A 25,859-nucleotide genomic window follows, 5' to 3' on the forward strand; every position below is an offset into this window, starting at 1 on the left:
ACCGGGACAAACGTGGGACAAAACAGCCCGCCCCGCGCGCTGCCGGCCCCTATCGGGCGTCCCAGCCCCGCATGCGCTCCCACGCCCCCCGCATGCCGTCAACCAGCGCATCCATCTGCTCGGCCACCGTGGTCTCCCGCTCGATGCCGAACACGCTCTGGCCGGCCGCCTCGTAGATCAGCCGCGCGTCGTCGAACTCGTGCATCGAGGCGAACACGTCGCCCGTGAGCGCCTGCTGCTGCGGCATGCCCAGCGGCGCGGGTGCGCCGGGCTCGTTCCAGGCATCGATCCAGTCGCTGCGCACCACGCGGCAGGGCTTGCCGCTGTGGGCCCGCGTGATCAGGGTGTCCTCGCTGCCGCTGGCGATGAGCCGCCGCAGCAGCGCGGGCGGCGTGTGGTTCTCCTTCGCGCCCATCCACAAGGTGCCGAGCCACGCGCCCTGCGCGCCCATGCCCAGCACGCCCAGCACCTGCGCGCCGGTGGCGATGCCGCCGGCCGCCAGCACCGGCACCTCGCCGGCTTCGGCGATGACCTGCGGCAGCAGCGAGAGCGTGCCGACCGTGCCCGTGTGGCCGCCCGCGTCGTAGCCCTGCGCCACCAGCACCTCCACGCCCATGTCGAGCGCCTTGCGCGCATGCCGCACCGAGCCGACCAGCGAGAAGGTGAGCTTGCCGCGCGCCTTCGCGCGTTCGATGAGGTCGGCGCGCAGGCCGATGGCCGTGGCCACGCCGCGCGCGTCGGAGTCGAGCACGGCCTCGATCTGCGCGTCGAACAGCGCCCGGGTGCGCACCTGGCTCGTGAAGAAGCTGGGCCGCCGTGGCGGCTTCACCCGGAAGCGGTCGCGCAGACCGTCGACGAAAGCCAGGTGCCGCTCGGGCAACTGCGCGCGCACGCTCTCGATGCTCGCGGCCTCGTCGGGCACCTGCGAGGGCAGCATCAGGTCGATGCCCCAGGGCAGGCCCGCCATGCGCTCGCTCGCCTCGGCCAGGATGTGCGGGATCTCGTGCGGCAGCTCGCGCGCGAGTCCCAGCACCGGGAAGCCGCCCGCCCGCGCGATGGCCACGCACACCTCCACCGAGTGCGAGAAGCCGAAGATCGGATGGCGGATGCCCAGCCGCTCGCACAGCGGCGGCCGCAGGGGCGATGGGCTCGCGGCGCTCATTGCGCTTCGATGCCCGCCGTCTTGATGACCTTGCTCCACTTGTCGTACTCGCTCGCGATGAAGGCATCGAACTGCTTCGGGCCCTGCGGCGCCACCTCGAGGCCGAGCAGGTCGAGCTTGGGCTTCATCGCGGGATCGGCCAGGATCTCGGCCACGTCGGCGGACAGCCTGGCGACGATGGCATCGGGTGTCTTCACCGGCGCGACGAAGCCGAACCACGTGCCCACGTCGTAGCCCTTCAGCCCCGTGGACTCCGCCACCGTGGGCGTGTCGGGCAAGGCGGCGGAACGCTTGCTCGTGGTCACGGCCAGCGGCCGCAGCTTGCCGGTCTTGATGTGCGGCACGGCCAGCGCCACGGTGAGCGGCATCATCGTCACGCGGCCCGCGAGCAGATCGCCGAGCGCATCGGGCTGGCCGCGATAGGGCACGTGCGTGAGCTTGAGCTCCGCGCTCTGCGCCAGCAGTTCGCCCGACAGGTGATTGGACGTGCCCACGCCGGCCGTCGCATAGGTCAGCGGCGGATTGGCCTTCTTCGCCATCGCGACCAGTTCCGCCATGGTCTTCGCGGGCACCTCGGCCGGCACCACGAACACGTTGGGGATCACGCCGAAGCCCTCGATGGCGCGGAAGTCGCGCACGGGATTCCACGCCACGCCCTTGATCAGGCTCGGCGTGACCGCATGGCCGGGGCTCACGCACAGCAGCGTGTAGCCGTCGGGCGCGGCCTTGGCCACGTAGTCGGTGCCGATCGAGCCGCCGGCACCGGTCCTGTTCTCGACGATGACGGGCTGGCCGTACTTGGACGACAGCCGTTCGCCCACCAGCCGCGCGATCGAATCGACCACGCCCCCGGCGGTGAACGGCACGATGATGCGGATCGGCTTGCTCGGGTAGTCGCCCTGCGCGAACGCGGGTGCGGTCATTGCCAGCGACTGGACGGCGAGGAGCGCGGCCAGCAGGGTGCCTTTGAGGGTCATGGGTTGTCTCCGTTGATGATGGCTGGCGCGCGCCGCCGGCTCACACCTTGTCAGGTCTGGTGCCCGGCTCGTGCCATGGTGCGGCGCGCGATGTTGGTGAGGTGGATCTGGCTCGTGCCTTCGTAGAGGCGGAACAGCCGCACGTCGCGGTAGAAGCGCTCGGCCACGTTGTCGTTGATGTAGCCGCCGCCGCCGAAGACCTGCACCGCGCGGTCGGCCACGCGGCCGCACATCTCGGAGGCGAACAGCTTGCACATCGAGGCCTCCATGGTCACGTCGGCGCCGTCGTCGCGCTTGCGCGCCGTCTCCAGCAGCAGCGCGCGCGCGGCATGCACTTCGGTGTTGCTCTCGGCGATCATCTGCTGCACCAGCTGGAACTCGCCGATGGGCTGGCCGAACTGCCGGCGCGAGGCAGCGCGCGCCACCATCTCGTCGACCAGCCGGATGGCCGGCCCGATGCACAGCCCCGCGAGGTTGATGCGCTGCTTGTTCAGCGCCTTCATCGCCGTCTTGAAGCCCAGGCCCGGCACGCCGCCGACGATGGCCGACTCGTGCACGCGGCAGCCCTCTAGGATCACCTCGCCGACCGGCGAGCCGTGCTGTCCCATCTTGCGATAGCCCGCGGGCGCCGAGAGGCCGGGCGTGTCGCGCTCGACCAGGAAGGCCGTGATGCCGGCCGCGCCCCTGGCCTGCGGATCGGTGCGCGCGAACACGGTGAACAGGCCGGCGATGGGCGCATTGGTGATGAAGCACTTGCGGCCCGTGATGCGGTAGTGCTCGCCGTCGCGCACCGCCACGGTCCGCTGCGCGGTGGCGTCGGAGCCGGCCTCGGGCTCGGTGAGCGCGAAGCAGCCCGTGAGGCGGCCGCTGGCCAGCTCGGGCAGCCAGCGCTGCTTCTGCTCGGGCGTGCCGTCGACCACCAGCGACTCGGACGCGATGCCCGTGTTGCCGCCGAAGCGCGCGCGGAAGGTGGTGGCGGCCTGCGAGACCTCCATGTTCACCAGCGACAGCTCCTCGCTCGTGAGACCCGCGCCGCCGTACTGCTCGGGAATGCTGTGGCCGAACAGGCCCAGCGCGCGCATGCGCTCGACCACGGGCTCGGGGATGAGGTCGTCGCGATCGACCTGGGCCTCGATGGGCATGCATTCGTTGCGGATGAAGTCGCGGACTTCGGCGAGCAGGGCATTGAACTTGTCGGGGCTGCGGATCATGGGTTCGAGGTTCCGGTTTCTGGTTCAGCGCAGGCCCTGCGCGGTTTCGAGCTGGCGCACGGCGTCGAGCAGCAGCGGCGCGACCTTGCGCTCCATGCGCTCGCCGGGCGAGCGGTAGGTGGCGAGCGTGCAGTTCATCGCCAGCGGCGTTTCGCGCGGCGGCACGCGCACGGGCACGGCGACGGCATGGATGTCCTTCTTCCAGTCGCCGCGCGAGTGGCAGAAGCCGCGCGCGGCAAAGAGCTTCTGGTCGGCTTCCCACGCGGGGCGCAATTGCTGGAACAGGGCCGAGTCCTGCAGCCGCAGCCGGTTGAGGATGGCCGAGCGTTCCGGCGCGGTGCAGGCCAGCATCAGCGCACGGCCGATCGCGGCGGCCAGCAGCGGGCGCGTGCTGCCGATGTCGGGCATGTGGGTGTTGGTGTTGTCGGTGCGGATGGTGTCGACGTAGACCACGTCCGAACGGTCGCGCATGCCCAGGTTCACCGAGCAGCCCGTCTCGCGCGCCAGCCTTTCCATGATGGGACGCGCGACCTGGCGCACCTGCATGCTGGCCAGCAGCGGGTAGCCCAGCGACAGCACGCCGGGCCCGAGTTTGTATTTCTGCGTGGCGCCGTCGCGGCTCAGGTAGCCCAGCAGGGTGAGCGTGTAGGTGATGCGCGAGACCGTGGGCTTGGGCAGGCCGCTGCGGTCCGAGATCTCGCGGTTGCCGAGCACCGGGTCGGCGCTGGTGAACACGCGCAGCACTTCCATGCCGCGCGCCAGGTTCATCGAGAACTGGCGGTCGGCGGTGAGGTCGTGCGGGTCGACGAGACCCGGGAGCGCGATGCTTGTCATGCGTGAAGTGGTGCGCGTTGGTGTGGGCATGATTGGCCGTTCGAAATGGGGCGTCAATGAAACGCGGAGGGTGTTTCGCTGTGCGAAACAGCGATTGTTGGCCCGCGTGGCGTCTGGCAAAACCGGCGCGAACCCGGAGCCCTTCGCCCCGGCCTTGGAGCCACGTTTGCATTCCCCCGACGACACCCAACGACGACCCGCGCGCGGCGCCCTTTCCGGCGTGCGCATCCTCGACATGGCCACCGTGCTGGCCGCGCCGCTGGGCGCCACGCTGTGCGCCGACCAGGGTGCCGAGGTGGTGAAGCTCGAGCTGCCCGGCGGCGGCGACGCGCTGCGCGGCCTGCAGCCCGTGAAGGACGGCAAGGCGCTGTGGTGGAAGATCGCCAACCGCGGCAAGCGCGGCATCACGCTCGACGTGCGCCAGCCCGCCGGCCGCGCGCTGCTGCTCCGGCTTGTGACGCAGTTCGACGTGCTGGTGGAGAACTTCCGCACCGGCACGCTCGACCGCTGGGGGCTGGACCTGGCCACGCTGCATCGCGCCAACCCGCGGCTCGTGGTGGTGCGGCTCACGGGCTTCGGCCAGACCGGCCCCTACAAGTCGCGGCCGGGCTTCGCGCGCATCTTCGAGGCCATGAGCGGCTTCACCAACCTCACGGGCGAAGCCGGCGGCTCGCCGCTGCACAGCAACTTCCCGGTCGGCGATGCGGTGGCGGGGCTGTTCTGCGCGTTCTCGATCGCCTCGGAAATGGCGCGCCTGCGCGGCGACCCGCAGGCGCTCGGCTGCGAAGTGGACCTGGCCGCCACCGAGGCGCTGTTCCGCCTGCTCGACCCGCTGCCCGTGGAGCACGAGCAGCTCGGCACGGTCCGCATGCCCGCGGGCAACTGCGCGAGCTACACCGCGCCCTCGAACATGTACCGCAGCCGCGACGGCATCTACTTCTCGGTGGTCGCGTCGTCGGACCCGATCTTCCAGCGTCTGTGCGCGGCCGTCGGAAAGCCCGAGTGGGCGGGCGACCCGCGCTTCGCCACCAACCCCGCGCGCGTGCTGAACCTCGTGGCGCTCGACGAAGGGCTCGGCCAGTGGTTCGCCGCGCACGACTACGACACCGTCGAACGCCGGCTCGAGGAGGCCGGCATTCCCTTCAGCAAGATCTTCACCATCGCCGACATCGAGCAGGACCCGCACTACCGCGCGCGCGAGGCGATCATCCGGCTGCCCGACCCCGACTACGGCAGCCTGCCCGCGCCTTGCGTGGTGCCGCGCGTGCCGGGCCGCGAACTGCCGATCCCGCGCACCGGGCCCGACACCGGCGAGCACAACGCCGAGGTCTATGGCGAGTTCGGCCTCGACGCCGCGGCGCTGGCCGCGCTGCGTGCGCAGAAGGTGATCTGAGCCTTCAGTAGTCGGTGAGCGGCCCGTCGCGCAGGCAGGGGTTGCGCTCGGCCAGCGGCGCGCGGCGCATCACATCGCGGCCGATGACGGTCTTGTGCACCTCGCTCGCGCCCTCCCCGATCTGGTTGAGCTTGGCATCGCGGAAAAAGCGCTCGAGCGGAAAGTCGCGCAGGTAGCCGCGCCCGCCCGTGAGCTGCAGCGCATCGGTCACGACCTTCATGCACAGGTCGGTGGCCTGCAGCTTGGCCATGGACGCGAAGATCGACACGTCGCTCGCGCCCGTGTCGTACTTGTAGGCCGTGAGCGCGAGCAGCGCGCGGCTGGCCTCGATCTGCGTGACCATGTCGGCCAGCATCCACTGCACGCCCTGGTGCTCGCCCTCGCGCCTGCCGAACACGGTGCGTTCGCTCGCATAGCGGCTCGCGATCTCGACCGCGCCGATGGCGCGGCCCAGCGCCATCGCGGCATGCCCGATGCGCGCGCGCAGCAGCGCGTCCTGCGCGAGCGAGAAGCCATCGCCCTCCGCGCCCAGGCGGTGCGAGGCGGGCACCTCGACCGCGTCGAATTCGAGCGAGGAGATCGGCACGCCGAACCAGCCCAGCTTGCCGGCCTCCGTGCCGATGCGGAAGCCCTCGGCGTCGCGCGGCATCAGCACCGCGATGAACACCGAGGGATCGTCCTCGGCGCGGCCCACCACCGCGAACCAGTCGGCCGTGCTCGCGCGCGTGATGAACTTCTTGCGGCCCGTGACGAGGTAGCGCCCGCCCTCGCGTCGGATCGTGGTCGCGAGGCCGCGCACGTCGGAGCCCGCGCCGGGCTCGGTCAGCGCGAAGGCCGCCTGCAGCTCGCCGGTGCACAGCCGCGGCACGATCTCGCGGCGCAGCGCCTCGCTCGCGCCCGCGACGATGGCGCGGCTCGACAGGTCGGTGCCCGTGATCATCGAGGCCGAGGTGCTGCACACGCGGCCCAGCTCCTCGATGAGGCGGATGCGCAGGGCCTGGCGCGCATCGGTGCCGCCGTACTCGCGCGGGAACGCGGTGGCGATCACGCCTTCGCGCGCGAGCGTGCGGAAGGTGTCCCAGGCGAACAGGTCCTCGCGCGAGACGGCGTCGGCCCGCGGCCCGAGCGTGTCGCGGCACAGGTCGCGCACGCGTCGGACCGTGGCCTGCTCGTCGGGTTGCAGGCGTTCGAGAAAGTGATCGCCAAACAGTCGGGCGGCATGTGTGCCTGTCGTCATCGGGTGCGTCTCCGGTCGGGGGGCCTGCATGGTGGCGCCGCGCGGCGCGCGCGGTCGAGTCGTGTTTCGACAGGCGAAACACCGGCTTGCGGATGCGGTCCGCGGCTGGTCAGATGGCCCCATGCCCATACCCCAGACATTCGAAGCCCTTCGCACGCACCAGACCGCCGAGGGCCAGGTCCGGAGCCGGCTGGAGACCCTGCGGCTCGACGATCTGTCGGCCGGCGAGGTCGTGGTTCGCACCCGCTACGCGGGCGTGAACTACAAGGACTGCCTCTCGCTGCACGGCCGCGCGAAGATCATCGCGTCGTACCCGCGCGTGGCGGGCATCGAGCTGGTCGGCGAGGTGCTCGCGTCATCGGTGGCGGCCTTCGAGCCCGGCCAGGCCGTGCTCGTGCACGGCTTCCAGACCGGCATCGCGTTCGACGGCGGCTTCTCCGCCTGCGTGCGCGTGCCCGCCGCGCACGTGCAGGCCGTGCCGCAGGGACTCACGCCGCACGAGGCCGCGGTCATCGGCGTGCCCGGCTTCACGGCCGCGATGGCGCTGGAGCGCTTCATCGAACTCGGCATCGCCCCCGACGCGGGCAGCGTGGCGATGAGCGGCGCGGGCGGCGCGGTCGGCCTGCTGGGCACGGCCCTCTTCGCGCGCGCCGGCTATCGCGTGGCGGCCATCACGCGCCGCATGGCGCAGGAGGAGCGGCTGCGCGCCATCGGCGCGCACGAGGTGATCGACGCCGCCGTGCTCGATGCGCCGCAGCGCCCGCTGGAGAAGCCGCGCTTCGCGGCCGCCATCGACAACGTCGGCGGGCCGATGCTGTCGTGGCTGCTGCGCTCGCTGGCAGACGGCGGCGCCGTGGCATCGGTGGGCAACGCGGCCGGCAACAGCTACGAGGGCAGCGTGCTGCCCTTCATCATGCGGCGCGCGCAACTGTTCGGCATCGTGGCGAATGCGCCCGTGGAGCAGCGGCGGCGCCTGTGGGCGAAGCTCGCGGCCGAATGGAAACCCGACATGGCGGCCGTGCTGCCGCATGTGCGGCACATCCCGCTGGGCGCGTTGATGGCGCACAGCGCACGGCAGCTCGATGGCGCGAGCTCGGGCCGCGTGCTCGTCGATTTCTCGCGCTGAAGGACTTCGGCCATGGGACCGCTGCACGGCCTTCGCGTGCTGGAGTTCGACGCCATCGGCCCGGTGCCCTGGGCCGCGATGATGCTCGCGGACATGGGCGCCGACGTGCTGCGCATCGCACGGCCCGCGCCGGCCGGCATGGGCATCGCGCGCGACGCGCGGCACGAGACGGTGTTGCGCGGCCGGCGCGGCGTGACGGCCGACCTCAAGGACCCGGCCGCGCGCGATGCCGTGCTCGCGCTGGCGCGCAACGCGCACGTGCTGCTCGAAGGCCACCGCCCCGGCGTGATGGAACGGTTGGGCCTCGGGCCCGAGGCCTGCCTGGCGGCATCGCCCGCGCTGGTTTACGGGCGCATGACGGGCTGGGGCCAGCACGGGCCGCTCGCGCGGGCCGTGGGCCACGACATCAACTACATCGGCCTCACGGGTGCGCTGCATGCCACCGGCACGGCCGACAGGCCGGTGCCGCCGCTCAACCTCGTCGGCGACTTCGGCGGCGGTGCGATGCTGCTGGCGCTCGGCGTGATGGCGGCCGTGCTGGAGGCGCGCACCAGCGGCCAGGGGCAGGTCGTCGACGCGGCGATGGTCGACGGGTCGCTGCTGCTGATGGCGCCGATCCTGGGTCGCGTGGCCACGGGCGAATGGCTGGACCGCCGCGAGGCCAACCTGCTCGACGGAGGCGCCCCCTTCTACGGCGTGTACGAGACCAGCGACGGCCGGCACCTGGCGGTCGGTGCCATCGAACCCGCGTTCTATGCCGCGCTGCTCGCGGGACTGGGCCTGGCGCCCGATGCGCTGCCGCCGCAGCACGACCGCGCGGCCTGGCCCGAGACGCGGCGCCGGTTCGCCGCGCTCTTCGCCACGCGCACGCGCGATGCGTGGTGCGCGGTCTTCGACGGCACCGAGGCTTGCGTGACGCCCGTTCTGTCGCTCGGCGAAGTGCCGGGCCATGCGCACCACGTGGCGCGCGAGAGCTTCGTGCACATCGATGGCGCGCGCCAGCCCGCGCCGGCGCCGCGCTTCTCGCGCACCGCGAGCGTCGCCGGCCGTGCGCCGGCCGAGGCGCGCGGCGGTGGCGACGAGGCCTTGCGCGACTGGGGGCTCGATCCCGCGGATCCGCGCCTGTCGGCGCTCGACCGGCGCTGAGCGCGGGCGGCCCCGCTCGGGTCGGAACGAGGCCGGCGCGGTCGTCCACGAACCTGCGCGCGCATGCATCGGGCATGAGGCATCTCCATCCCATGCGACGCTTGTGCCCGCGAAGCGACAGGACCCGACACTAGAATCGCGCCGACCCCACGAAACGACAAGGTCTCGCGAAGGCACCCGGCCGGCATGCGAAGCGCGCCGGGGCCCGAGCCATCCAATGACGACGCCCGCGCAGGGAAAGATCGCCTTCGCCAACCAGTTGCGCGGCCTGGCCGTCCTGCTGGTGATCGCCAGCCACTATGCGCTGGCCTACTGGACCGAGCGCGACCTGGTCGCGCAGTACATCTTCGCGCCACCAGCCACGGGCCCCATGCCCGCATCGCAGCGATGGCTCTCGATTCCCACGCTGAGCCTCGGGCCGCTGGGCGTGGCCCTGTTCTTCCTCGTCAGCGGCTTCGTGATCCCGTTCTCGCTGCACAAGCTCGGCCGCGCGCGCTTCGTGATCGCGCGGCTGCTGCGCATCTTCCCGACCTACTGGGCGGCCAGTGCCGTCTCGCTGCTCGCGGTGTGGCTCTCCAGCCTCCACTGGGGGCTCGCCTTCCACGTGGATCCGGCCCAGCTGCTCGCGAACCTGCTGCTGGTGCAGGGCCAGACCGGACACCTGACGACCGACCTCGTCAACTGGACGCTCGCCGTCGAGCTCAAGTTCTACCTGGTGGCGATGCTGCTGTGGCCACTGCTGCGGCGCTGGCCGACCTGGACCATCGCCGCCTTCGCGGTGGTGCTGTACATCGCGCTGCGCAGCGTGCCCAAGGGTTGGAACGTGGTGCCGATCGGGCATTGGCAGCTCTTCGTCGCGGGCATGAGCGCGGACCTCATGTTCCTGCCGTTCATGCTGATCGGCACGCTGTTCCACTTCGCGTTCGTGCGCCGGATCCCGGCGCGCGCGCTGGTGGTGTCGGCCATCGTGGTGATGTACGTGTTCCTGGAGACCTGGAAGAAGACCCCGCGCTTCGAGCAGCATGCGAGCGCGGTCTCGAACTACAGCTACGCGCTCCTGATCTTCGCGGCAGCCTATCTGCTCAGGGACCGCTTCCGGCCCCGACGCCTGCTGGACTTCTTCGCCGACATCTCCTATCCGCTCTACGTCCTGCATTCGCTGGTGGGCTACGTTGCGATCCGCTGGCTGATGGCCCACGGCGCAGGGTCGGCCGCCGCGACGCTGCTCGCGCTCGCGCTGGCGATCGGGCTCGCCTGGGCGATCCATCGCACGGTGGAGCTGCCGACGGCGGCGCTCGGCCGGCACCTGGGCGGCGCGCCGCGGTCCCCGCTCACCTGGGCTCGTAGGTGATCTGCGTCGGCGCGAAGGTCGCGAGGACGTCGCCGGTACGCACCGCGAGCTTGAGGTCCTGGCCGCGATAGGGGCCTTCGGCCGCGATCCAGTTCTCCTGGACCTGCGTGAGCTCCGAGCCGTCGATCTGCCGGAAGCGCACGGTGGCCGAGAACTTGCACGTCTGGAAAGTCCCCACGGCCGTCTCGAGGCTCTCGCGCCCGACGTAGGTCCGCGTGCCGGAGACCCGCTGTTCGTTGCGGATCTCGCCCTCCACGCTCCAGACCACGTAGTTCTCGTCGATGGTCTGGCCCGGCGTCATCACGGGCGTGCGGATCGTCGGATCGTTGTAGGCATAGGCGCTCGTGCCCGTGCCGCCGTTGCGGGTGCCGTAGCGCACGATGTTGCCGTCGACGAAGTCCAGGTACAGCCGGTCCTGCGCCTCGCTGCTGTTGAAATAGTTGAAGACGGTGCGCAACTGCTCCACCGCGCTCGCATCGCGGAAAACCTCGCGGCCGCGGGTCAGGCGGGTCACGCGCTGCTTCTGGGTCTGGTCGCCGGAAGTGATGGTCTGCTCCACCACCAGCTTCGTGCCTTCGCGCAGGTCGGCCTCGTTGAAGCAGGCGGCCGAGCTGTTCGCGGGATTGGGTTCCGGGTTCGGCTCGGGAGGATTGGGCTCGGGGTTCGGTTCCGGATTGGGCTGCTGCCCGGGAAGCGGCGTGGCGGTGAACGGCAGCGCGACGCCGCCACCGCCTCCTCCGCCACCGCACGCGGCCAGGCTCGCCAATGCCACCGCGGCCCACAGAAATTTCGTCTTCATCGCGTTCTCTCCCTTCGTTAACAAGCGATCCCGGCTTTCGCCAGAGCGCGCGAAGTTAACGAAGGCCCGTCGAGGGAACCAGTGCCTAAAGTCATGGCCCCTCCATCGGAAGGAGGACCCGGGCGCGACGAACTCAGGCCACCGTGTATTCCTCCACGACGAAGGCCGTGATCTCCGCCAGGAAGCTCTTCGCATGCGCCATCGTGCGCTGCCCCTGCGCCGAGCCGAAGGCGGCGTTCAAGGTGTCCGTGTTCTCGAACCACAGCTCGACGATGCCGTCGATCGGCAGCGTCTCGTAGCCGCAGGGCGTGCCCTTGTCGAACTCGCGCGCGGTCACGACGTTCTGGCGGTAGCCGCCCACGCCGGGCATTTGGCGCACATGGTCGGCATGCACCTTCCACTCGCGGCGGAAATCGTCCTCCGAGAGGTCGGTGCGGCGGCGCAGCGTGGAGATGCGCTTGAGCAGGCGGTGCGGTCCGGCCGGCGGCGCGATGACGGTGCTCTGCGCCACGCCCACGATGTGCAGCCCGCCGAGGAAGTGCCGCTCGTCCTCGCGGATGCGCGCGGCGAGCTCGCCGTCGGTGAAGGCGGCATTCGCCTGCGCCGCGGCATCGAAACCGAGTTGCGAGAAGCCGTCGAAGTCCCACGGGCCGCGCGCGAAATCGATGCCGCGCTGCAGCCGGTCGGTCACGAGGTTCTGGCGGTAGCTTCGCAGCCCGGGCAGCGTCGCCACCAGCGGGCCATGGCTGTGGCGCCAGTGGCTGCGGAAGGCTTCGTCGGTCCAGTCGGGCTTCTTGCGGATCAGGCCCATGCGCAGGGGGATGGTGGCGTCGGTCATGGTGTGGAGGTCTCCTTGTCGTTGGATGCGGCGGCCGCCTCGGCGCGCGCCCGCGCGAGGCCCGGCGCGCGCTTGGCGAGCCACACGCCGTGGCGCACGGGCCAGCGGCGGTAGGCGGGATCGACGCCGAGCTCGGCGGCGGCGTGGTGGGCCCAGTAGGGATCGAACAGTGCCTCGCGGCCCAGCGCGACCAGGTCGGCATCGCCGGCGGCGAGCACGGCCTCGGCCTGGCGCGCGTCGACGATCATGCCGACGGCCTGCGTGACCACGCCGGCCTCGCGCCGGATGCGTGCCGAGAACGGCACCTGGAAGCCCAGGCCGCGCGGCACGGGCAGGGCCCGCGTCTCCTCGGTGAGGCCGCCCGAGGAGCAGTCGATGACGTCGACGCCGCAGTCACCGAGCGCGCGCGACAGCACCACCGAGTCGTCGAGACTCCAGCCGTCGAGCGTGCCGTCGACCGCCGAGAGCCGGCAGAACAGCGGCTTGTGCTCGGGCCAGGCGGCGCGCACGCGGCGCGCGATCTCGAGCGCGAGCGCCATGCGCTTGTCGCGGCTGCCGCCATAGGCATCGTCGCGCCGGTTGGCATTGGGCGAGAGGAAGCTCGCGACCAGGTAGCCATGGCCGAAATGCAGCTCGACCACGTCGAAGCCCGCTTCGTCGGCGCGCCGCGCGGCATCGACGAAGCGCTGCACCACGGCCTCGATCTCGTCGAGGCCGAGCGCGCGCGGCGCCGACCAGCCCGGGCCGGCCGCGAGCGCGCTCGGGCCCAGGCGCTCCCAGGGCTCCTCGTCGGCCGCCATGGTCTGCGCGCTCAATGCCGCGCCGCCTTCCCACAGCGGCTCGCTGCCCGACTTGCGGCCCGCGTGCGCGAGCTGCACGCCGATGGCGCCGCCCTGCGCGTGCACGAAATCGACCACGGCCTTCAGCGGCGCGACCTGGCTGTCCTTCCACAGGCCGAGGTCGGCGGTGCCGATGCGCCCGCGCGGATCGACCGCGGTGCTCTCGGTGAGGATCAGCCCGGCGCCGCCGAGCGCGAACTTGCCCAGGTGCACCAGGTGCCAGGGCGTGGCATGGCCGCGCTCGGCCGCGTGCTGGCACATGGGCGAGATGACGACGCGGTTGGAAAGCTCGAGCCCGCGCAGGCGCAGCGGCTGGAACAGCAGGGGAAGAGGATCGGACATGGATGAATCAGGAAGAGGACCTGGCCGGCCGCGTGCCGAGCCAGGTGCCGCCCATCACGGCGGCGAAGCCGAACAGGTGCCAGACGGTCAGCGTCTCGCCCAGCAGCAGCGCCGCGAAGCCGACGCCGAACACCGGCACCCAGTAGAGGAACACGGCGGTGCGCGCAATGCCGATGACGGAGATGGAGCGGTTCCAGATCAGGTTGCCGGCCGCGGTGGCGGCCACGCCCGAGAACAGCACCAGCACCCACGGCCACGCACCCGGAAAGAGCTGGGCCGCGCCCAGCGGCGAAGGCCCGAGCGCGGCATGCACGATCAGCATCGCGGTGCCGATCAGGTAGATGACCCAGCTCATCGACAGCGGATCGAGCTGCCGCGCGAGCCGCTGCACGCCGACGCCGCCGACCGCGAAGCTGATGACCGACAGCGCGAGCATCAGGTCGCCGAGGCCGGCATGCGAGAGCGTGGCGCCCGGATGGCTCAGCACCACGGCCGCCACGCCCGCGAAGCCCAGCGCCACGCCGAGCAGGCGGCGCGGCGTGAGCGGCTCGCGGAACACCAGCGCGGCCATCAGCGCCGACACCAGCGGGCTCAGCGCCATGATCAGCGCGCCGTTGGTGGCGGTGGAGCGCTGCAGCCCGTGCGCGAACAGGATCTGGTTGGCGTACACCATGAGGAAGGCGCAGCCGGCCATCGCGGCCAGCTGGCGCGCCCCGAGCAGCGGCAGCCCGCCGCGCCGCCACAGCACGACGGCGCTGAGCGCGACGCAGGCCACCGCCATGCGCAGCGCCGCCAGCGGCAGCGCCTCGAAGGAGGCGGTGAGCGCCTTCACGGCCGAGACGTTGACGCCCCACAGCACCATGGCCAGCAGCATCCAGCCCTGCACCGAGGCCGGCGTGGCGACCGGCGCGGCCGCGCTGCGGTTCACCTCAGCTTTCCAGCGCGTTCCACATCTCGATGTCGCGCTCCGCGGTCCAGATGCGCGGATGCACGTGGCCGGTGGCCTCGTCGTAGGCACGCGTCACGTCGAAGGGCATGCAGTGGTCGAAGATCACCCAGTGGCCATAGGTCGGGCGCAGCGCGGCCACGGTCTCCTTGTAGATCACGTTGAGCGTCTTGCCTTGCGCCACGCCGTTGTTGACCAGCGTGTAGACGTCGGAGATGAAGGCGCGCGTGGAGGCGATGGCCTTGCGCACGTCGGTGGCGTTCTCGAGCGCGGCGCCGCGGCCCGGCACCAGCTTCTCGAAGCCGAAGCCGGCCAGGCGGTCGAGCGTGGTGGGCCAGTCGCGGAAGTAGCAGTCGCCCGCGTAGGCGGTGCTCTGGTATTCGACCAGGTCGCCCGCGAAGCAGATCTTCTGGTCTTCCAGGTAGGCGATGGTGTCGCCCTTGGTGTGGCCGCGGCCGACCTGGGCGATCTTCACCTCGAGCTTCTTGCCGAGCCACACGCTCATGGTGCCGTCGAAGGTCATGGTGGGCCAGGTCAGGCCCGGCGGCACCGACTCGACGTTGCGGAACAGGCGCGGGAAGCGGCCGATCTCGCTGGCCTTGTCCTGCTCGCCGCGCTCGACGATGAGGTCGTAGGTGTCGCGGCTGGCGATGATCTGCTCGGCGCCTTCCTTGAAATAGGCCGAGGCGCCGAGCACGCGCACCGCGTGGTAGTGCGACAGCAGCACGTACTTGATCGGCAGCGGTGTGACCTCGCGGATGCGGCGGATCACGTCCTGCGCCATCGCGGGCGTGGCCTGGGTGTCGACCACCATCACGGCCTCGTCGCCGATGAAGATGCCGGTGTTCGGGTCGCCCTCGGCCGTGTAGGCATAGGCGTTCTCCGACAGGCGCGTGAACGAGACCTTCTTCTCCTCGAGGTCGGCCTGGCTGGCGAATTTCTTGGTGGCGGGTGCGGTCATTGGTTTTCCTTGGGAAGGGTTGGACGTTGGGGTCAGTGCGTGCCGAGGTAGGCCGACTTCACCTTGGGGTTGTCGAGCAGCTCGCGGCCGGAGCCTTCGAGCGTGATGCAGCCGGTCTCGAGCACGTAGGCGCGGTCGGCCACGCCGAGCGCCTGCTTGGCCATCTGCTCCACCAGCAGGATGGTGAGGCCCGAGCTGCGCAGCTGGCGGATGGCATCGAAGATGTCCCGGATGATCAGCGGCGCGAGGCCCAGCGAGGGCTCGTCGAGCAGCAGCAGCCGCGGCTCGCTCATGAGCGCGCGCGCGATCGCGAGCATCTGCTGCTCGCCGCCCGACAGGGTGCCCGAGGGCTGGTGCTGGCGTTCCTTCAGGCGCGGGAAGCGCGCGAACTCGCGCTCGATGCCGCGCTCGACGAAGGCCTTGTCGGCGCGGCGCGAGTAGGCGCCGAGCATCAGGTTCTCGCGCACGGTCTGGTCGGGGAACACGCCGCGGCCCTCGGGCGACAGCGCCACGCCCAGGCCCACGCGCTGGTGCGGCGGCACCTGCGTGCAGTCCTTGCCGTCGATCAGCACGCGGCCCTGGGCCACGGGCTCGAGGCCGACGATGCTCTTGAGCAGGGTGCTCTTGCCGGCGCCGTTGGCGCCGATGATGGTGACGACCTCGCCCGCGCGCACTTCGAGGCTCACGCCCTTGACGGCCTCGATGGCGCCGTAGGAGACCTTCACCGATTCGATCTTCAACATGATGGTGGGGGTCCTTTCGCTCAGGCGGGCTGGGGCTGCAGGCCGTGCGGCGCGGCGTCGGCCTCGTCGTCGTCGACGCCCAGGTAGGCCTCGACCACGCGCGGATTGGCCTGCACCTCGGCCGGCCGGCCCTCGGCGATCTTGATGCCGTAGTCGAGCACGATGACGTGGTCCGAGATCGACATCACCAGGTCCATGTGGTGCTCGACCATCAGGATCGAGACGCCGCACTTGCCGATGCGCAGCAGCAGCTCGCCGAGCTCGGCGGTCTCCTGCGGATTGAGGCCGGCGGCCGGTTCGTCGAGCAGCAGCAATTGCGGCTCGGTGGCCAGCGCGCGCGCCAGCTCCACGCGCCGCTGCAGGCCGTAGGGCAGGCTGCCCGCGGGCCAGTGCGCGAGGTGGCCGAGGCCGACCAGGTCGAGCAGCTGCAGCGCGCGCTCGCGCGTCTCGCGCTCCTGCTTGCCGGCCGTGGGCCAGGCCACGAGCGAGGACAGGAAGCCGTTGCTCATGCGGCTGTGCCGGCCCAGCATCACGTTGTCGAGCACCGAGAGGTCGGCGAACAGCCGCAGGTTCTGGAAGGTGCGGCCCATGCCGAGGCAGCAGATCGCGTGCGCCGCCCGGCCCACGATGTTCTCGCCGAGGAAGCGGATCGCGCCGGCATCGGGCTGGATCACGCCGGTGAGCATGTTGATCATGGTGCTCTTGCCCGCGCCGTTGGGCCCGATCAGCGCATGGATGTGGCCGCGCTGCAGGCTGAACGACACGTCCTGCGCGGGCTTCACGCCGCCGTAGGACTTGGTCACGCCCTGCACCACCAGCAGCTCGCCCTCGCCGCCCGGGCCGATCTGCCCCGGCACGCCCTGGCCGCCGGCGCCCTCGCCGCGGTGGCGCGAGCGGCTGACCCACTTGTCGACCAGCCCCACCACGCCGCCGGGCATCACGTAGAGCGCGAACAGCAGCAGGAAGCCGTAGAGGAAATGCTGCGCCGAGGGCCAGCGCGCGAGCAGCGCGTCGGTCAGCGTGAGCAGCACCGCGCCCACGATCGGCCCGTACATCGAGCCCGCGCCGCCGAACAGCACCAGCAGCAGGATGAAGATCGACAGGTGGAAGGTGATGAAGTCGGAGTTGATGTACTGGTTCTGCTGCGCCACCAGCGCGCCCGCGATGCCGCAGGTGACGGCCGCGACCACGAAGGCCATGACCTTGGCGCGGTAGACGCGCACGCCCACCGACGAGGAGGCGATCTCGTCGGCCTGCAGCGACAGCAGCGCGCGGCCGAAGCGGCCCTGCAGCAGGTTGCGCAGCAGCAGGTGCAGCGCGGCGCTCAGCACGATGCCCAGCACCACCCACTGCGTGGTGTCGAGCGGCGCGCCGTTCCAGGTCAGCGGGCGGATGCCGTAGATGCCCTGCGCGCCGCCGAACACGTCGGTCCATTCGCCGACCAGCTTCTCGACCACGATGCCGAAGGCCAGCGTGACCATCGCGAGGTAGGGGCCCTTCACGCGCAGCGAGGGCAGCGCGATCAGCACGCCGCACAGGCCCGAGATCACGGCCGCGAGCAGCAGCGCGAGCCAGGGGTCCATGTCGGTGCGCGAGGTCAGCAGCGCGACGCCGTAGGCGCCGGCCGCGAACAGGCCGGCCTGGCCCAGCGATTTCTGTCCCGCGTAGCCCACCAGCACGTTCATGCCGGCCGCGCACAGGTAGTAGACGCACATCATGAAGGCGATGCGCAGGTAGTAGTCGTTGCCGAGCAGCGAGACGATGCCGATCAGCGCCGCGGCGACCGCCACCACGGCCAGGGGATGGACCAGGCGCTTCATACCTTCTCCACCGCGCGGCTGCCGAACAGGCCCGTGGGCCGGAAGGCCAGCACCAGGATCACGAGCGCGAACACCGCCACCTCGCGCCACTGCGCCTGCCAGAGATTGACCATCGACTCGAGCACGCCGAGCAGGAAGCCGCCGATGACGCAGCCGCGCGGATTGCTGAGGCCGCCGATCATCGCGCCCGAAAAGCCCTTGAGGCCGACCGTGAGCCCCATGAACAGCGAGGCCTGCGCGATCGGCGCGAGCAGGAAGCCCGACAGGCCCGCCAGCGCCGAGCTGACGACGAAGGCGCCGATCATCATGGCGTTGGTGTTGATGCCCATGAGGCTCGCCACGTTGCCGTTCTGCGCCACCGCGCGCATGGCCTTGCCGACCATGGTGCGGTTCATCACGCGGTCGAAGCCGAACATCACGACCACGGCCACGCCCAGGGTCAGCAGCTCCTGCGGCCGCACGCCGACGCCGAACATGCGGATCACGGTGTCGCCCACGGGCGCGGGCACCACCACCGGCTTCGGGCCCCAGATCGCGAGCCCCACGCTCTGCAGGATCACGCCGAAACCCAGCGTGCTCATCACCCAGGCCATGCCGGGGCGGCCCGCGAACGGGCGCACGCCGAGCACGTAGAGCAGCCAGCCCAAAAGGCCCATCACGCCGAGCGCCGCCAGCAGCGCGAACAGCTGCGCGCCGGCGCCGGGCACGGCGTCGCCGAAGGTGGTGGAGGCCAGCGGCTTGCCCAGGACCAGGAACAGGGCGCTCATGCCGATGAAGGCGCCGGCCGAGACGAACTCGCCGTGCGAGAAGTTCAGCGTCTTGGTGGTCGTGAACGTGATGCTGAATCCCAGTGCCACCAGCGCATAGGCACCGCCGACGGCGAGCCCGCTGATGAGCGCCTGCAGGAGCGCTTCAACCATGTGTGTATCTCCGTTGCGAGGCGAGGCCGGGCGCCGCGCGGGCGCGCCGGCCTCGCTTCCTTTTTGCTCTTACTGCTTGAAGTCGGCCGGCTTCAGGCCCTGGATCAGCGCGTCGCTGTAGGGCAGCAGCTTGCCGTCCTTCCAGCGGATCCAGACCAGGTCCTTGGCGGTCAGCGCCTCGTGGTTGGTCTTGCTGAAGGGCTTCTCGTAGGTCTTGAGCACGCCCTGCACCGGGGTCTTGAGGTCTTCCAGCGCGGCGCGCACGGCGGCGCCGTCGGTGCCGTTGGCCTGCTTCATCGCCTGCGCGAGCAGCAGCACCGAGTCGTAGCCGTGCAGCGCGAACGAGAACGAACCCGGCGCCTTGAGCTTGCTGCCGATGCGGTCGAAGAGCTTCTGCTGCGCGGGCGTGCGGGTCTCGCTCACGGTGCGCATGAAGATCGGCTTCTCGGCCAGCGCCTTGCCGGCCGCGTCGTAGAAGGTGATGTTGTCGGCGGCCCAGGAGGTCAGCGTCAGCGGGAAGTAGTTGATCTTCTCCATGCTGCGCACCAGCTGCGCGATCGGCGTGCCCTGCGCCCACACCACCACGGTGTCGACGTTGGCGGCCTTCATCTTCGACAGCTGCGAGGTCATGTCGGTGTCGCCGACGCCGAAGCGCTCGGTGGCCGCGATCCTGATGTCCTGCAGCTTGGCGATCTCCTCCATGTCCTTGAGGCCGCCCTGGCCGTAGCCGGTGGTCTCGGCCATCAGGCCCACCACCTTCGAGGCGGCGGTGTTCTTCTTCACGTAGGCCATCAGCGCGGCGACCTGCTCGCGGTCGACCATCGAGACGCGGAACATGTAGTTGTCGGCGCCCGCGCTCATCGGCTTGGTGATGTCGGTGCCCGAGCCCACGTTGCCCAGCACCGGGATCTTCTTCTGGTTGGCGATGTGCTTCCACGCCATGGCGTTGCCCGAGTTGGTCGGGCCGAACACCGCCACCACCTTCTCGTTGTCGATCAGGTCGCTCATGTTCTGGATCGACTTGGGCGGCGCCGACACGTCGTCGCGCGTGACCAGCGTGAACTTGCGGCCGAGCACGCCGCCGGCGGCGTTGAGGTCGGCGATCGCGGCCTCCATGCCGAGCACCGCGGCCTGGCCGCTCTGCGCCGAGGGCGAGGCCGAGAGGTCGCCGTTGTAGCCGAGCTTGATGTCCTGCGCCGAGGCGCCGGCGGCGAAGGCGCAGAAGGCGGCGCTCGCGAGCAGGGTCTTGTACAGACGGAAGGTCTTCATTCTTTGTCTCCTGGAGGATTGACGGTCGGGAAAGCGAAAAGCGAAGGCGGGCTCAGACCGCGAGGAAGCCGCCGTCCACCGGCAGGGTGATGCCGGTGACGTAGCGCGACATGTCGCTCGCGAGGAAGATCACCGGGCCCACGAGGTCCTCGGTCTGGCCGACGCGGCCCATCGGGATGCGCGTCATGAAGGACTCGAGGCGCTGCGGGTTCTCGCGCGTGGCGGCGGTCATCGGCGTCTCGATCACGCCGGGCGCGAGCGCGTTGACGCGCACGCCGAAGGGCGCGAGCTCCTGCGCGAGCGACTGGGTGAACATCTTGATCGCGCCCTTGGAGGGCGAGTAGCCGAGGCTCGCGCCCTGCCCCGCGTAGGCGGCGATGGAGGCGATGTTGATCACCGCGCCCTTCGTGGCCTTGATCGCGCCGAGCCAGGCGTGGGTGACGTTGAAGGTGCCGTGCACGTTGACGTCGAGCGTCTTCTTCCAGTTGGCCGCGGCGTTCGGGCTGGCGGTGCCTTCGCGGATGATGATGCCGGCGTTGTTCACCAGCAGGTCGATGGCGCCGATCTCCTCGCCCACGCGCACCGCGAGTGCATGGCAGGCCTCGGGCGAGGTCACGTCGAGCACGAAGGACCAGGCCTGGCCGCCTTCGTCGCGCACCAGTTGCGCGGTCTCGGCCACGGTGGCCTCGTTCATGTCGGTGACGACGACGCGCGCGCCGGCCTGCGCCAGGCCCAGCGCGAGCGCGCGGCCGTTGCCCTGGCCGGCGCCGGTGATCAGCGCGAGGCGGCCTTCGAGCAGGCGCGGCGCGACGTGGGGAGGAAAGGCCATCGGGAAGGTTCCTTCTGATGAATGGGGGTGGTTGAAGGGAAGAGGACTCAGGCGGTGCGGCGCACGGGCACTGCTTCGCGTTGCTCCACCTGCAGCGTGGTGGCGGCCGCCGTGGCGCCCTGCGCCACCTGCAGGCCCGCGACGTAGCCGAAGGTCAGTGCCGGGCCGAGCGTGATGCCGGCGCCCGGGTAGTTGCCGCCCATCACGCTGGCCGCGTCGTTGCCGACCGCGTAGAGGCCCTTGATCGGCTGGCGGTTGGCGTCGAGCACGCGGGTCTTCTCGTCGACCACCAGGCCGGCGAAGGTGCCGATGTCGCCGATCACCAGCTTGATCGCGTAGTAGGGGCCGTGCTCCAGCGGCGCCACGCAGGGATTGGGCGTGACGTTGGCGTCGCCCTGATAGCGGTTGTAGGCCTTGCTGCCCTTGCCGAACAGCGGGTCGTCGCCGGTGCGCGCGCCGTCGTTGAATTCCTTCACCGTGGCCTCGAGCACCTCGGGCGCGATGCCGATCTGCTTCGCGAGCTCGCCGACGCTCGCGCCCTGCTTGAGGTAGCCGCTCTTCAGGTGGCGGCCGATCGGCAATGGCGCCGGTGCCACGCAGCCCAGGCCGTAGTCGCGCAAGGCCTTGTGGTCGCACAGCAGCCAGGCCGTGACCTCGGGCTCGCCGGCGCAGGCCTTGACCATGGCCTGCACGAAGTCGTGGTACGAGTTGCCTTCGTTGGCGAAGCGCCGGCCCTTGGGCGTGACCGCGATCACGCCGGGCTTGGCGCGGTCGATGAAGTGGGGCATCACGCCCTTGGTGCCGTCGGGGCGCGTGGTGACCGATGCGGGCACCCAGGCCGCCGCGTGCGGAATGGTGCCGTCGACGCGGCCGCCCACGGCTTCGGCCAGGCGCAGGCCGTCGCCGGTGTTGGTGGAAGGCGATGGCGAGTAGTGCTCCTTGCCGGTGGGCGCATGCGGAAACAGTTGCTTGCGGCGCTCCACGTCATAAGGAAAACCACCGCAGGCCAGCACCACGCCGCGCTTGGCCACCACGCGCATGCTCTTGCCTTCGTGCTGCACCACCGCGCCGGAAACGCCGTCGTACTCGACCACGAGTTTCTTCACGGGCGACGACAGCCACACGGGAATGTCCAGGTCCATCGCGGCCTTGGCCAGGCGGCCGGCCAGTGCGTTGCCGTTGGTCAGCGTCATGCCGCGCCCGTGGCCCAGCACGTCGAGGAAGTGGCGGGTCAGCCGCTTGGTCACGTACCAGAACGAGGTCGGCGACTTGAAGGCCCGCATGAAGTGTTTGATCTCGGGGCCCGAGCCCAACATCATCCCGAACACGGTGAGCTCGGGCAGCGGCGGCGCCAGCAGCTTCACGCGCTTGCCGAGTTCGCGGCCATCGAACGGCCGCGTGACCATCGAGCGGCCGCCCTGCTGGCCGCCGGGCGCTTCGGCGTGGTAGTCGGGAAACACCGCCGGCATGTCGAACTGCACGCAGGTGTTGCGCGTGAAGAAGTCGATCGCCTTCGGGCCCATCTCGAGGAAGGCGCTCACGCGCGCCGCGTCGAAGTGGGTGGTGGTCTCGTGCTTCATGTACTCGAGCGCGGCGCCCGCCGGCTCGTGGATGCCCTGCTCCGTGGCCAGGCGCGTGCCCGGGATCCACAGCCAGCCGCCCGAGCGCGCGGTGGTGCCGCCGAAGCGCGGCTCCTTCTCGACCACCAGCACCTTCAAACCCTGCGACGCCGCGGTGATCGCGGTCGCCATGCCCGAGGCGCCGCTGCCGACGACGAGCACATCGCATTCCAACGTGTTCTGTTCCATCTCTGCCTGTCTGCCTTGTTTCTGTAGGACTTAAGTTGCGGCGGAGTGTAGGCAGCGATGTTGATATGGTCAAGTCGTTTAGTTACTATCAGATGATCAGTCATCGTCGATTGATCACGACAATATCAGTAGAAACCCTGATGGCTATACTCGCCCCCACTCTCAACCCCCACGCCGGGCGCCCCATGGAAAAGCCGAGACGTGGCATCCAATCCGTCGAAATAGGAACCCAGTTGCTCGTCGCCCTCGGGCGGCATGTCGCGCCCATGGCCTTGCGCGACCTCGGCAAGGCCGCCGGCGTGCCGGTGGGCAAGGCCCATCCGTACCTCGTGAGCTTTCTCAAGGTCGGCTTCGTGGTGCAGGACAGCGCGGGCCGCTACGAGCTGGGTCCGCTGGCGCTGCAGCTCGGGCTGGCCAAGCTGCAGCGGCTCGACCCGATCAAGGAGGCCTCGCCGCTGATCGAGGCGCTGGCCTCGGAAACCGAGCAGAGCATCGCGGTCGCGGTCTGGGGCAACTTCGGGCCGACCGTGGTGCGGCTCGAGGAACCGATCCATCCGCTGCACGTGAACCTGCGCACCGGCACCGTGATGTCGCTGGCCTACACGGCCACCGGCCGGCTGTTCGCGGCCTACCTGCCGCCCAAGGTGGTCGAGAAGATGATGGTGGACGACCTCGCGCGCCTGCGCGGCCCGGCCGGCGGCCGCGGCACCGAGGAGCTGTCGCAGTCGCAGCTCGAGGCGCTGCTGGTGGAGACGCGCATGCACGGCATGTCGCGCACCTTGGGCCAGCCGATCCCGGGCATCGACGCCTTCTGCGCGCCGGTGTTCGACTCCACGCACAACATCGTGCTGGGCATCACCGCGATGGGCCCCGAGGCCACCTTCGACAGCGACTGGGAAGGCCGCGTGGCGGTGCCGCTGCGCGCCTGCGCGCTCGAGATCTCGCGCCGGCTCGGCTACGTGCCGGCCGAGAGCAGCGTCTCCCGCGGCTGAGGCTGTAGGCACCTGCCCACGCGCGGTGCATCGGTTCTCTTGCAATGCGCGGCCCTCGCCGCGTGTGAATCTGCAAGCCATTCACTACACAGGAGAACCTTCATGAAAAGCCTCATCCTCTGGGCCTGCGGCGTGCCGATCACCGTGATCATCGGCCTCAAGATCTTCGGGATCCTCTGACGCGCGCTCGCCTTTTCCGTTTGCTCTTCCTCTACTCCTCCGGTGCCTCGCGCACCGATGCGCGTCCCTCGGGGCGCGCTTTTTTTTGATGAGGATGCACCCTTCAATCCGGCAAGGGCCGTGCGGGTACTGAACGGGCTTTGCTCGCATTCGGCCTAGACTCCGCCGCATGCATGCTCACCCGTCGCTCCACGCCGCGCCGCCCCGTATCGGCTGCTGCACCCCGGCGTGCGCATGGATGACGGCAGCGACCCCGCAAACGCTCGCACATTCCTGAGCCCGGCGGTCCACCTCTTTCTCTTCACCTTCAACGCAACCCATCGACCGCCGGGCCCTCGCTCAGCGTGACTGCGCCCCCATCACATCGAGGGGGCGCTTCGAATGGAGTGCGTCATGCATCAACCCCAGGCTCAGCGGGAGCACGTGCGTCCCGGCGGCGATACCGCATCCGGCACGCCTTTCTTCCAATCCATCCTCGCCGTCACCGATCTGTCGGCACGCAGCCTGCACGCGGTCGAACGCGCCGCCCGGCTCGCGGCCGACCATGGCGCGCTGCTCAAGCTCATGTACGCGCCCGCGAACCTCGCGCCGGTCGCGCATGCCGAGGCGGCCACCGCGCTCGCGGGCCTGGCCCGGGCCATGGGCGCGCGCTTCGGCGTGCTGGTCAAGCAGGTGGCGGCGGCGGGCGGCGGCCTCGCACAGATCGTGGACGAGGCGCGCCACGCCGACCTCGTGGTGCTGCGGCACTGGCGCGACCGCTCGCCCGGCGCCTTCTTCGCGGGCCAGCCCGTGGAGCGCCTGCTGCGGCAGCTGCGCTGCCCGGTGCTGGTGACGCGGCTGGCCACGCGGCAGCGCTATGGCCGCATCCTGGTGGCGGTGGACTTCACGCCCGCGTCGCGCGCGCTCGTGAGCCTGGCCCATGGCCTCGACGCCGACGCTTCGCTGGAGCTGTTCCATGCGCTCAACACGCTGCACGAAAGCAGGCTGCGCTATGCCGAGGTCTCGGACCACGCCATCCGGACCTACCGCCACGACTGCCAGCGGCAGGCGCGCGAACGGCTGCTCTCGCTGACCGATTCGTCGAGCGCGCGGCGCAACCGCGTGCTGTCGACCCTCGGCCGCGGCGACCCGGCGCGGCAGGCCACGGTGCAGCAGCAGCACGCGCGCGCCGAGCTGCTCGTGGTCGGCAAGCGCCGCGCCCATGCGCTGGCCGATTTCCTCCTCGGCAGCATCGCGCAGCGCGTGCTGTGCTGGGCCACGGCCGACGTGCTGGTGGTGCCCGGCGAGCGGCGCGAGGACGCCCCGCCGGTCGTGGTTTCGCGCAAGCTGCGCGAGGCCCGCTGACGGAAGACCCGCTCAGTGCGTGTCGCGACGCAGCTGCTGCACGTCCTCGTGCAGCGTCTGCGCCCAGGTGCGGCGCTCGCGGCTGTACGAGGACTGCGGCTCGCCGAAGCGCACGATGGCCAGGAGCGGCGGCGCGCGCAGCGTGTTCCACAGCGAGGTGGCGAGGTTGTCGTCGTCGATGTAGCGCGGCGCCTGGCTGGTCTCGCCGGTGGCGGCATCGGCGAAGCGCAGCGCGGCCGGCACCACGGGCGCGCCCGAGGAGATCGCGGCCTGCAGCAGGTTGGCGTGGAACGGCAGCAGGCCGCGGCCGTCGCTGGTGGTGCCCTCGGGGAACACCGCGATCATGTCGCCGTTGCGCAGCGCGTCGGTCATGTGGTGCACCACGCGCAGCGCGTCGCGGCGGCGTTCGCGCTCGATGTAGAGCGTGCCGGCGCCGCTCGACAGCGTGCCGATCAGCGGCCAGTGCTTGACGTCGGATTTCGACACGAAGCGCACGTGGCGCGCCGCGTGGATCACCGTGATGTCGAGCCACGAGAGGTGGTTGCAGATCAGCAGCACCGGCCCGTGCGCGGGCGGCGTGCCCTGCACGCGCAGGGTGATGCCCATGATCTCGAGCATGCGCGCGGCCCAGGCCTGCACGCGCGCGTTGCGCTCGGCTTGCGACAGGCTCGGGAAAGTGAAGCGGATGGTCCACCAGCCGGCGACCGCATGCGCGATCGCATGCAGCAGCCGGCGCAGTGCCTTGAGTGAATGCAGCATCGGCCCGACCGCCTTCTTCCTGTTGTTGTCGTC

General features: G+C 70.5%; 23 protein-coding genes. 6 read left to right on the forward strand and 17 right to left on the reverse strand.

Annotated elements, in window-relative coordinates:
• Window positions 1–49 precede the first annotated feature (49 nt).
• Genes AC1HIL_RS31855 through AC1HIL_RS31870 form a run of 4 tightly spaced genes read right to left on the reverse strand, consistent with a single transcriptional unit; the run spans window position 50 to window position 4,184 of the window.
• Window positions 50–1,162 carry an NAD(P)H-dependent flavin oxidoreductase gene (locus AC1HIL_RS31855; protein WP_479670850.1) on the reverse strand — a complete coding sequence of 371 codons (1,113 nt, stop codon included), beginning with the start codon at window positions 1,160–1,162 and terminating at the stop codon, window positions 50–52.
• Window positions 1,159–2,139, reverse strand: coding sequence for a Bug family tripartite tricarboxylate transporter substrate binding protein (locus AC1HIL_RS31860; protein ID WP_057590848.1), 981 nt, complete (start codon window positions 2,137–2,139; stop codon window positions 1,159–1,161). The genes AC1HIL_RS31855 and AC1HIL_RS31860 overlap by 4 nt, the downstream gene beginning before the upstream one ends.
• A 50-nt stretch (window positions 2,140–2,189) precedes the next feature.
• On the reverse strand, window positions 2,190–3,350 hold the full coding sequence (locus AC1HIL_RS31865) for an acyl-CoA dehydrogenase family protein (protein ID WP_261211477.1): 1,161 nt from the start codon (window positions 3,348–3,350) through the stop codon (window positions 2,190–2,192).
• A gap of 24 nt (window positions 3,351–3,374) precedes the next feature.
• The gene (locus AC1HIL_RS31870; protein ID WP_057590846.1) at window positions 3,375–4,184 is read right to left on the reverse strand and encodes an IclR family transcriptional regulator; all 810 of its coding nucleotides are present in this window, start codon (window positions 4,182–4,184) and stop codon (window positions 3,375–3,377) included.
• Between the two features lie 235 nt (window positions 4,185–4,419).
• Here AC1HIL_RS31870 and AC1HIL_RS31875 point away from each other — a divergent pair, with 235 nt between their 5' ends.
• Window positions 4,420–5,577, forward strand: coding sequence for a CaiB/BaiF CoA transferase family protein (locus tag AC1HIL_RS31875; protein WP_479672455.1), 1,158 nt, complete (start codon window positions 4,420–4,422; stop codon window positions 5,575–5,577).
• A gap of 4 nt (window positions 5,578–5,581) precedes the next feature.
• Here the strand turns inward: AC1HIL_RS31875 and AC1HIL_RS31880 are convergent, their stop codons facing one another.
• The gene (locus tag AC1HIL_RS31880; protein WP_479670851.1) at window positions 5,582–6,814 is read right to left on the reverse strand and encodes an acyl-CoA dehydrogenase family protein; all 1,233 of its coding nucleotides are present in this window, start codon (window positions 6,812–6,814) and stop codon (window positions 5,582–5,584) included.
• Window positions 6,815–6,935: 121 nt separating this feature from the next.
• On the opposite strand from AC1HIL_RS31880, the gene AC1HIL_RS31885 reads away from it, so the two are divergent.
• The 3 genes from AC1HIL_RS31885 (at window position 6,936) to AC1HIL_RS31895 (ending at window position 10,437) form a co-directional block, all read left to right on the forward strand.
• Window positions 6,936–7,940, forward strand: a complete 1,005-nt coding sequence (locus tag AC1HIL_RS31885) for a YhdH/YhfP family quinone oxidoreductase (RefSeq protein ID WP_479670852.1) — start codon at window positions 6,936–6,938, stop codon at window positions 7,938–7,940.
• A 12-nt stretch (window positions 7,941–7,952) separates the two neighbouring features.
• A complete protein-coding gene (locus tag AC1HIL_RS31890) occupies window positions 7,953–9,086 on the forward strand; it encodes a CaiB/BaiF CoA transferase family protein (protein WP_479670853.1) in 1,134 nt (377 codons plus the stop codon).
• A 217-nt stretch (window positions 9,087–9,303) separates the two neighbouring features.
• Entirely contained in the window at window positions 9,304–10,437 is a 1,134-nt protein-coding gene (locus AC1HIL_RS31895; protein WP_479670854.1) for an acyltransferase family protein, read from the forward strand.
• Here the strand turns inward: AC1HIL_RS31895 and AC1HIL_RS31900 are convergent.
• From AC1HIL_RS31900 to AC1HIL_RS31950, 11 genes are all read right to left on the reverse strand, one after another.
• A complete protein-coding gene (locus tag AC1HIL_RS31900) occupies window positions 10,418–11,236 on the reverse strand; it encodes a hypothetical protein (protein WP_479670855.1) in 819 nt (272 codons plus the stop codon). The two genes, AC1HIL_RS31895 and AC1HIL_RS31900, sit on opposite strands and share 20 nt — an antisense overlap.
• A 133-nt stretch (window positions 11,237–11,369) precedes the next feature.
• On the reverse strand, window positions 11,370–12,074 hold the full coding sequence (locus AC1HIL_RS31905) for an EthD domain-containing protein (RefSeq protein WP_479670856.1): 705 nt from the start codon (window positions 12,072–12,074) through the stop codon (window positions 11,370–11,372).
• Window positions 12,071–13,255, reverse strand: a complete 1,185-nt coding sequence (locus AC1HIL_RS31910; RefSeq protein ID WP_057590838.1) for an NADH:flavin oxidoreductase/NADH oxidase — start codon at window positions 13,253–13,255, stop codon at window positions 12,071–12,073. Before AC1HIL_RS31910 ends, AC1HIL_RS31905 begins: the two co-directional genes overlap by 4 nt.
• Window positions 13,256–13,262: 7 nt before the next feature.
• Window positions 13,263–14,183, reverse strand: coding sequence for a DMT family transporter (locus tag AC1HIL_RS31915; protein ID WP_479670857.1), 921 nt, complete (start codon window positions 14,181–14,183; stop codon window positions 13,263–13,265).
• Between the two features lies 1 nt (window position 14,184).
• A complete protein-coding gene (locus AC1HIL_RS31920; protein ID WP_203202902.1) occupies window positions 14,185–15,162 on the reverse strand; it encodes an MBL fold metallo-hydrolase in 978 nt (325 codons plus the stop codon).
• A 32-nt stretch (window positions 15,163–15,194) separates the two neighbouring features.
• Window positions 15,195–15,905 carry an ABC transporter ATP-binding protein gene (locus AC1HIL_RS31925; protein WP_261211493.1) on the reverse strand — a complete coding sequence of 237 codons (711 nt, stop codon included), beginning with the start codon at window positions 15,903–15,905 and terminating at the stop codon, window positions 15,195–15,197.
• 20 nt (window positions 15,906–15,925) lie between these two features.
• Window positions 15,926–17,725 (reverse strand): branched-chain amino acid ABC transporter ATP-binding protein/permease, encoded by a 1,800-nt coding sequence (locus AC1HIL_RS31930; RefSeq protein ID WP_479670858.1) that lies wholly within the window; start codon window positions 17,723–17,725, stop codon window positions 15,926–15,928.
• Window positions 17,722–18,645, reverse strand: a complete 924-nt coding sequence (locus tag AC1HIL_RS31935) for a branched-chain amino acid ABC transporter permease (protein ID WP_057590834.1) — start codon at window positions 18,643–18,645, stop codon at window positions 17,722–17,724. The genes AC1HIL_RS31930 and AC1HIL_RS31935 overlap by 4 nt, the downstream gene beginning before the upstream one ends.
• A 69-nt stretch (window positions 18,646–18,714) precedes the next feature.
• Window positions 18,715–19,914 carry an ABC transporter substrate-binding protein gene (locus tag AC1HIL_RS31940; RefSeq protein ID WP_261211496.1) on the reverse strand — a complete coding sequence of 400 codons (1,200 nt, stop codon included), beginning with the start codon at window positions 19,912–19,914 and terminating at the stop codon, window positions 18,715–18,717.
• A 52-nt stretch (window positions 19,915–19,966) separates the two neighbouring features.
• Window positions 19,967–20,743 (reverse strand): SDR family NAD(P)-dependent oxidoreductase, encoded by a 777-nt coding sequence (locus tag AC1HIL_RS31945; protein ID WP_057590832.1) that lies wholly within the window; start codon window positions 20,741–20,743, stop codon window positions 19,967–19,969.
• 47 nt (window positions 20,744–20,790) lie between these two features.
• Window positions 20,791–22,551 carry an FAD-dependent oxidoreductase gene (locus AC1HIL_RS31950; protein ID WP_479670859.1) on the reverse strand — a complete coding sequence of 587 codons (1,761 nt, stop codon included), beginning with the start codon at window positions 22,549–22,551 and terminating at the stop codon, window positions 20,791–20,793.
• Window positions 22,552–22,736: 185 nt separating this feature from the next.
• Here AC1HIL_RS31950 and AC1HIL_RS31955 point away from each other — a divergent pair, with 185 nt between their 5' ends.
• Window positions 22,737–23,543 (forward strand): IclR family transcriptional regulator, encoded by an 807-nt coding sequence (locus tag AC1HIL_RS31955; RefSeq protein ID WP_057590830.1) that lies wholly within the window; start codon window positions 22,737–22,739, stop codon window positions 23,541–23,543.
• A 573-nt stretch (window positions 23,544–24,116) separates the two neighbouring features.
• Complete coding sequence (locus AC1HIL_RS31960; protein ID WP_479670860.1) at window positions 24,117–25,067, forward strand: universal stress protein; 951 nt, start codon at window positions 24,117–24,119, stop codon at window positions 25,065–25,067.
• 12 nt (window positions 25,068–25,079) lie between these two features.
• Here the strand turns inward: AC1HIL_RS31960 and AC1HIL_RS31965 are convergent, their stop codons facing one another.
• Window positions 25,080–25,826: a lysophospholipid acyltransferase family protein gene (locus tag AC1HIL_RS31965; RefSeq protein WP_057590827.1), complete on the reverse strand. Its 747-nt coding sequence runs from the start codon at window positions 25,824–25,826 to the stop codon at window positions 25,080–25,082.
• Window positions 25,827–25,859 lie beyond the last annotated feature (33 nt).

Source organism: Variovorax sp. ISS6 (assembly GCF_056523145.1).